Annotated in this window: 7 protein-coding genes; all 7 read left to right on the forward strand. The window is 68.6% G+C overall.

Annotated elements, in window-relative coordinates; translation table 11 throughout:
- Positions 1 to 44 precede the first annotated feature (44 nt).
- The 7 genes from FE811_RS09380 (at position 45) to FE811_RS09410 (ending at position 7,343) form a co-directional block, all read left to right on the forward strand.
- Positions 45 to 1,007, forward strand: a complete 963-nt coding sequence (locus FE811_RS09380) for a carbohydrate ABC transporter permease (RefSeq protein ID WP_028713855.1) — start codon at positions 45 to 47, stop codon at positions 1,005 to 1,007.
- Positions 1,004 to 1,837 carry a carbohydrate ABC transporter permease gene (locus tag FE811_RS09385; RefSeq protein ID WP_036753423.1) on the forward strand — a complete coding sequence of 278 codons (834 nt, stop codon included), beginning with the start codon at positions 1,004 to 1,006 and terminating at the stop codon, positions 1,835 to 1,837. Before FE811_RS09380 ends, FE811_RS09385 begins: the two co-directional genes overlap by 4 nt.
- Positions 1,838 to 1,840: 3 nt before the next feature.
- The gene (locus FE811_RS09390; RefSeq protein WP_036753420.1) at positions 1,841 to 2,842 is read left to right on the forward strand and encodes an ABC transporter ATP-binding protein; all 1,002 of its coding nucleotides are present in this window, start codon (positions 1,841 to 1,843) and stop codon (positions 2,840 to 2,842) included.
- 41 nt (positions 2,843 to 2,883) lie between these two features.
- The gene (locus tag FE811_RS09395) at positions 2,884 to 3,669 is read left to right on the forward strand and encodes a ThuA domain-containing protein (RefSeq protein WP_116220658.1); all 786 of its coding nucleotides are present in this window, start codon (positions 2,884 to 2,886) and stop codon (positions 3,667 to 3,669) included.
- Complete coding sequence (locus FE811_RS09400; protein WP_116220659.1) at positions 3,669 to 4,718, forward strand: Gfo/Idh/MocA family protein; 1,050 nt, start codon at positions 3,669 to 3,671, stop codon at positions 4,716 to 4,718. The genes FE811_RS09395 and FE811_RS09400 overlap by 1 nt, the downstream gene beginning before the upstream one ends.
- Positions 4,719 to 4,784: 66 nt before the next feature.
- On the forward strand, positions 4,785 to 5,945 hold the full coding sequence (locus tag FE811_RS09405; protein ID WP_116220660.1) for a Gfo/Idh/MocA family protein: 1,161 nt from the start codon (positions 4,785 to 4,787) through the stop codon (positions 5,943 to 5,945).
- A 270-nt stretch (positions 5,946 to 6,215) separates the two neighbouring features.
- Entirely contained in the window at positions 6,216 to 7,343 is a 1,128-nt protein-coding gene (locus FE811_RS09410; RefSeq protein WP_166435383.1) for an aminodeoxychorismate synthase component I, read from the forward strand.
- Positions 7,344 to 7,474: the final 131 nt, after the last annotated feature.

A 7,474-nucleotide genomic window follows, 5' to 3' on the forward strand; every position in this document is an offset into this window, starting at 1 on the left:
CGCCGGCCCCGAGCGGCCCTTGCGGCCGATGAGGAGTTTCCCCCATGACTGACCCCATCGCGGGCCGCCCCGGCGGTCCCAGCCTGCGGCAGCGTCGGCAAAGGGCGGCCTTCTGGTTCCTGGCCCCCATGCTTTTCGCGCTGCTCTGCGTCGCGGCCTGGCCGCTGGCGCGCACCATCTGGTTCTCGTTCACCAACACCACGCTGTCGAACCTCTATGGCGGCGAATGGATCGGCTTCGACAACTACCTGTCGATGCGCACGCTGTCCTCGGGCCGGGTGGTCTGGCGCGGCACGCTGGTCGATCCGGCCTGGTGGAACGCGGTCTGGAACACCGTCCGCTTCTCGCTGATCTCGGTCGGGTTCGAGACGGTGCTGGGCCTGATCGTCGCCCTGGTGCTGAACGCCGAGTTCAAGGGCCGCGCCCTGGTGCGCGCCGCCATCCTGATCCCCTGGGCGATCCCGACCATCGTCTCGGCCAAGATGTGGGCCTGGATGCTGAACGACCAGTTCGGGATCCTGAACGACATCCTGCTGCGGCTGGGGCTGATCGGCGAGAAGATCGCCTGGACCGCCAGCACCGAGACGGCGATGACCGCCGTGCTGATCGTGGACATCTGGAAGACCACGCCCTTCATGGCGCTGCTGATCCTGGCCGGGTTGCAGATGGTGCCGCGCGACATCTACGAGGCGGCGCGGATCGACGGCATCCACCCGGTCAAGGTGTTCTTCCGCGTCACCCTGCCGCTGATCAAGCCGGCGCTGATGGTGGCGGTGATCTTTCGCATGCTCGACGCGCTGCGCATCTTCGACCTGATCTATGTGCTGACGCCGAACAGTTCGGCTACCAAGACCATGTCGGTCATCAGCCGCGAGAACATGATCGACTTCGACAAGTTCGCCTATGGCGCGGCGCAATCGACGCTGCTGTTCGCGATCATCGCCGTCTTCGTCAGCGCCTATATCTGGCTCGGCCGCGTGGACCTGGGCGGGGAGGGCTCGAAATGACCCGTCACAAGCTGCTGAAACAGATCGGCTTTTATGCGCTGGTCGTGGTGATCGTCGTCTTTTCGGTCTTTCCCTTCTACTATGCCGTCGTGACCAGCTTCGCCTCGGGGACGGCGCTGTTTCGGGTGAACTACCTGCCCGCGGGGTTCGACCTGCGCAACTACCAGGCGGTGCTGGGGTCGAAGAACTTCCTTTACTCCATCGGCAACTCGCTGGTGATCGCCACGGCCACGGTCGGGCTGTCGCTGTTCCTGGGCGTCACCGCCTCATACGCGCTGGCGCGGGTGCGGTTCCGGGGGCGGGGGCTCTTGCTGATGACCATCCTGGCCGTGTCGATGTTTCCGCAGATCGCGGTGCTGGCCGGGCTGTTCGAGCTGGTGCGCTTCCTGGGCATCTTCAACACCCATTGGGCGATGATCCTGTCCTATACGATCTTCACGCTGCCCTTTACCGTCTGGGTGCTGACCACCTTCATGCGCGACCTGCCGGTCGAGATCGAGGAGGCGGCGATCGTCGACGGCGCCAGCCCCTGGATCATCATCACCCGCGTCTTCCTGCCGCTGCTGTGGCCGGCGATGGTGACGACCGGGCTTCTGGCCTTCATCGGCGCCTGGAACGAGTTCCTGTTCGCGCTGACCTTCACCAGCACCGAAAGCATGCGCACCGTGCCGGTGGCCATCGGCCTGCTTTCGGGCGCGTCCGAGCAAGAGATCCCCTGGGGCCCGATCATGGCCGCCTCGGTCATCGTGACGGTGCCGCTGATCGTCCTCGTCCTCATTTTCCAGCGCAAGATCGTGGCGGGCCTGACCGCCGGCGGCGTGAAAGGTTGAACCATGGCCAAGATCGAGTTGAAGAACGTCACCAAGTCCTATGGCGGCTTGCAGGTCATCAAGGGCATCGACCTGGAGATCCGCAAGGGCGAGTTCATGGTCTTCGTCGGCCCCTCGGGCTGCGGCAAGTCCACGCTGTTGCGGCTGATCTCGGGGCTCGAGGAGATCACCACCGGCGACATGCTGTTCGACGGGCAGCGGGTGAACGACCTGGTGCCCTCGGACCGCGGCATCGCCATGGTGTTCCAGAGCTATGCGCTTTACCCGCATATGAAGGTCTATGACAACATGGCCTTCGGCATGAAGCTGGCCAAGGCCGGCAAGGCCGAGATCGACCGCCGCGTGCGCGAGGCGGCGCGGCTCTTGCAGATCGAGCATCTGCTGGACCGCCTGCCCAAGCAGCTGTCGGGCGGCCAGCGCCAGCGCGTCGCCATCGGCCGCGCCATCGTGCGCGACCCGCGCGTCTTTCTGTTCGACGAGCCGCTGTCGAACCTCGACGCGGCGCTGCGGGTGCAGACGCGGCTGGAGATCGCCAGGCTGCACCACGGCATGGAGGACGTGACGATGATCTACGTCACCCATGACCAGGTCGAGGCGATGACGCTGGCCGACCGCATCGCCGTGCTGCGCGACGGCAAGCTGGAGCAGGTCGGCACCCCGGCCGAGCTTTACGAACGGCCGAACTCGACCTTCGTCGCGGGCTTCATCGGCAGTCCCAAGATGAACTTCCTGACCGACGGCTTCGCCCATGCGCATGACTGCGCGACCCTGGGCATCCGGCCCGAGCATATCGACATCATCGAGGGCGGTCCCTGGTCGGGGGAGGTCGTCCATGCCGAGGATCTGGGCGCCGACCATTACCTTTTCGTCGAGATCGGCGCGGCCGAGCCCATGGTCGTGCGCCAGCCGGGCAAGCTGGCCTTGCCGCTGGGCACGCGGCTGAGCCTTGGGCCGCGCGAAGGCCACCTGCACCGTTTCGACGCCAACGACGCGCCGATCCGCTGAACCCACCACCCGTTCCCGCAGGGAACAACAAGGAGCGATGAATGACCATCCGAGTCACTGTCTGGGGCGAGAACGTCCACGAGCAGAAGAACAAGACCGTCGCCGGGATCTACCCGGACGGGATGCACAACACCATCGCCGCGGCGCTGAACCGCGATAGCGGCATCGCGGCCGGCAGCGTGACCCTGCAAGACCCCGAGCATGGGCTGACCGCCGAAAGGCTGGCCCAGACCGACGTGCTGATCTGGTGGGGCCATTGCGCCCATGGCGAGGTGCAGGACGCGGTGGTCGAGCGCGTGGCCGAGGCGGTCTGGTCCGGCATGGGCATGATCTTCCTGCATTCGGCGCATTTCTCGAAGCCCTTCAAGCGGCTGATGGGCACGCCCTGCAACCTGACCTGGCGCGAGGCGGGCGAGCGCGAGCGGCTGTGGCTGACCTCGCGCAACCATCCCATCGCCGCCGGCCTGCCCGATCATTTCGAGCTGGAGCACGAAGAGATGTATGGCGAGCCCTTCGGCGTGCCCGAGCCGCTGGAGACCGTCTTCGTCAGCTGGTTCGCGGGCGGCGAGGTGTTCCGCTCGGGCCTGACCTACAAGCGCGGGGCCGGCAACGTGTTCTATTTCCGCCCCGGCCACGAGACCTATCCGACCTATCACGACGCCAATGTGCAGCGGGTGATCCTGAACGCGGTGAAATGGGCGCATAACCCGGCCGCGCGCCTGGCCGAGCCGACCGTCGCGCCCAATGTCCCGGTCGAACAGGCGCTGGAGCCGATCGAGGAGCGCGGTCCCAAGCTGCACGCCGCCGGCGAAGAGGGCTATCGCTGATGGTCCGGCTTCTCGTCATCGGCACCGGCGGCATGGCGGCGAACCATGCCCGCGCCTTCGCCGCCATGCCCGGCGTCGAGCTGGTCGGCGGCGTCGATCCGCGGCCCGAGCCGCTGGCCGCCTTCAACGCCGAGCACGGCATCGCCCGCGGCTTTGCCAGCCTGGACGAGGCGCTGGCCTGGGGCGCATTCGACGCCGCGACCAACGTGACGCCGGATGCCGCGCATTACCCGACCACCATGCCGCTGCTGGCGGCGGGCAAGCATGTGCTTTGCGAAAAGCCGCTGGCCACCAATGCCGCCGATGCGGAGGCGATGGCCGAGGCGGCGGCGCGGGCGGGCGTGGTGAACATGGTCAATCTCAGCTATCGCGACGTGCCGGCGCTGCAAAAGGCCGCGGCCATGGTGCGCGCGGGCGAGATCGGCGAGGTGCGGCATTTCGAGGCGAGCTACCTGCAAAGCTGGCTGACCCAGCCCGGCTGGGGCGACTGGCGCACCGACCCGAAATGGCTGTGGCGGGTGTCGACCGCGCATGGCTCCAAGGGCGTGCTGGGCGACGTGGGCATCCATATCCTCGACTTCGCCACCTGTATCGCCGGCCAGGATGCAGCGCAGGTTTCCTGTCTGCTCAAGACCTTCGACAAGGCGCCGGGCGGGCGGATCGGGGACTATGTGCTGGACGCCAACGACAGCGCCACCATGCAGATCGTGCTGGAGAACGGCGCGCTGGGGACGGTGGCGGCGACGCGCTTTGCCAGCGGGCACCTGAACGACCTGCGGCTGCGGATCTACGGCGACCGCGGCGGGCTGGAGGTCGGCTTCGAGAACCGCGTGAGCCGGCTGCGCGCCTGCCTGTCGCCGGACCTGGAGACCGCCGCCTGGCACGAGGTCGAATGCCCGCCGGTGCCGACGATCTACCAGCGCTTCATCGCCGCGATCCGGGGCGAGGGGGCGGCCGATCCCGATTTCGCCCGCGGCGCGGCGCTGCAACGCCTGCTGGACCGGGCCGAGGAATCCTCGGTCGAGTCCGGCCTTAGCCTCGCTGTCTAGGCGCAACCGATCCGGCGGCGGCCTTCTCCTCCCTGCCGCCGCCGGACATCCCGCAAGGAGCATGGCATGACCCGGACCGTTCATCGCGCGCCCCGCATCCGCCTTGGCATGGTCGGCGGCGGGCAGGGCGCCTTCATCGGCGGCGTGCATCGCATCGCCGCCCGCATCGACGACCAGTATGAGCTGGTCGCGGGCTGCTTTTCCTCGACGCCCGAAAAAAGCGCGGCCTCGGCGGCGGAACTGGGCGTGGGCCGCGCCTATGGCGATTTCGCGCAGATGGCCATGCGCGAGGCGCGGCGCAAGGACGGGATCGAGGCGGTGGCCATCGTCACCCCGAACCACCTGCACGCCCCCGTCGCCCGCGCGTTCCTGAAACGTGGCATCCATGTGATCTGCGACAAGCCCTTGACCGCGACCCTGCCCGAGGCGCGCAAGCTGGCCAATGCCGCCGCGGATTCGGATGCGCTGTTCGTGCTGACCCACAACTACACCGGCTATCCGATGGTGCGGCAGGCCCGCGCCATGATCGCATCGGGCGAGCTGGGCGAGATCCGGCTGGTGCAGGTCGAATATGCCCAGGACTGGCTGGCCGAGCCCATCGAGCAGGCGGGCAACAAGCAGGCCGGCTGGCGCACCGATCCGGCGCAATCCGGCGCGGGCGGGGCCATCGGCGACATCGGCACCCATGCCTTCAACCTGGCCGGCTTCGTCACCGGGCTGGAGCTGGAGGCGCTGGCCGCCGACCTGCAAAGCTTCGTGCCCGGCCGTCCGGTCGACGACAACGGCCATGTGCTGCTGCGCTATCGCGGCGGGGCGCGCGGGATGCTGTGGTGTTCGCAGGTCGCCTCGGGCTGCGAGAACGCGCTGCGGCTGCGGGTCTATGGCAGCCGCGCCGGGCTCGAATGGGCGCAGGAGGAACCCAATGCCCTGTGGGTCACGCCGCTGGGCCGGCCGCGCTATCGGCTGTCGCGCGGCGGTGCCGGCACCGGGGCCGAGGCCGCGCGCCTGACCCGCATCCCCGCCGGCCACCCCGAGGGCTATCTGGAGGGCTTCGCGAACATCTATGCCGAGGCGGCGCGCGCCATCCTGGTCCGCCGCGACGAGGCCGCGCCCGACCCGGCGGTGGTCTTTCCCGGCATCCGCGAGGGGCTGGAGGGCGTGGCCTTCGTCGATGCCTGCCTGCGTTCCAGCAAGCGCAACGGCGCCTGGGTCGCGTTGGCGCTCTAGCAGGCTGCTGAAAAAGGATTTTAAGAGGGCACGCAGCAGAAATCGTTCTGGATCCAGCTAATATCGGCCCGGAAACGGGGTGTTTTCGGCAAATTTGAGGTGGATTTCCCGGTTCCCCGCCCGCACTGTCCTGTCGCAAGGACTTTTTCAGCAGCCTGCTAGGCCCCGGCAGAGCCCGGCATTCCGCGCGATTGTCGCGCCGGTCCAGCGCCGGCCATTGTTCATGCCGCCCCGGCCATGCTACCTCGCGCCGCGAGAATGGAGGCGCGCGTGATCCTTTGCGAATTCGGTCCTGACGGCAAGCCGGTCCTGTTCCGGGATCCGCGGGAAGTGCTGGTGGTCACGCGCCCCGAGGACGCCCTTGCCGCGCTCGACCATCTCGAGGCGCGGCGCCGGCAGGGGGCCTGGATCGCGGGCTACCTGTCCTATGAGCTGGGCTATGCGCTGGAGCCGGTGCTGGCGCGCGACATGCCGGCCGACCGGCGCACGCCGCTCATGGCCTTCGCCGTCCATGACGCGCCCGAGCCCGCGCCGGCGCTGCCCGCGGGCGACGCGGCCCGGCTGGCGCCGCTGGAGCCGATGATCTCGCCGCAGGATTATGCCGCGGCCTTTGCCCGCACCCGCGACTATATCGCGGCGGGGGATTGCTACCAGATCAACCTGACCTTTCCCATCCGCTCGCGCCTGATCTCCGGCTCGGCGTTGGAGCTTTACGCCGCGCTGGCCGCGCGCCAGCCGGTCGGCTTCGGCGCCTATGCCGATCTGGGGCAGGGGCCGGTGGTGGTCTCGCGCTCGCCCGAGCTGTTCTTTCGCCTGGATGCGCAGGGCCGGATCGAGGCGCGGCCGATGAAGGGCACCGCACCCCGCGACCCCGATCCGGCGCGCGACGCGGCCTTGGCGGCGGGGCTGGCGGCGTCGGAAAAGAACCGGGCCGAGAACCTGATGATCGTCGACCTGCTGCGCAACGACATCGCCCGCCTCTCGCGCGTGGGTTCGGTGCGGGTGCCCGAGCTTTTCGCCGTGGACAGCTTTGCCACCGTCCACCAGATGAGTTCGCGCGTGGTGGGCCAGCTGGAACGCCCGGCGGACCTGGGCGCGCTGTTGCGTGCGCTGTTTCCCTGCGGCTCGATCACCGGCGCGCCCAAGATCCGCGCCATGCAGATCATCCGCGAGGTCGAGCCGTTCCCGCGCGGCGTCTATTGCGGCGCCATCGGCTGGATGGCGCCGGACGGGGCGGCCTGTTTCTCGGTCGCGATCCGCACGCTGTCGGTCTGGCCGGATGGCGAGGTCACGCTGAACGTCGGCGGCGGCGTGGTGCAGGATTCGACCGCCGAAGGCGAATGGGAGGAGGCGCTATGGAAAGCCCGCTACGCGCAGGATCTGACGACCCCGATCTGAGGCTGATCGAGACGGTGCTGTGGGACGGCGCCGGCTGCCCCCGGATCCAGGGGCACCTGGCGCGGCTGGCGGCGGGGGCGCGGGCGCTTGGCTGGCCCTGCGACCTGCAGGCCGCCCGCGCGGCGCTGGTC

Source organism: Paracoccus sp. FO-3 (assembly GCF_006386455.1).
Lineage (GTDB): Bacteria > Pseudomonadota > Alphaproteobacteria > Rhodobacterales > Rhodobacteraceae > Paracoccus > Paracoccus versutus.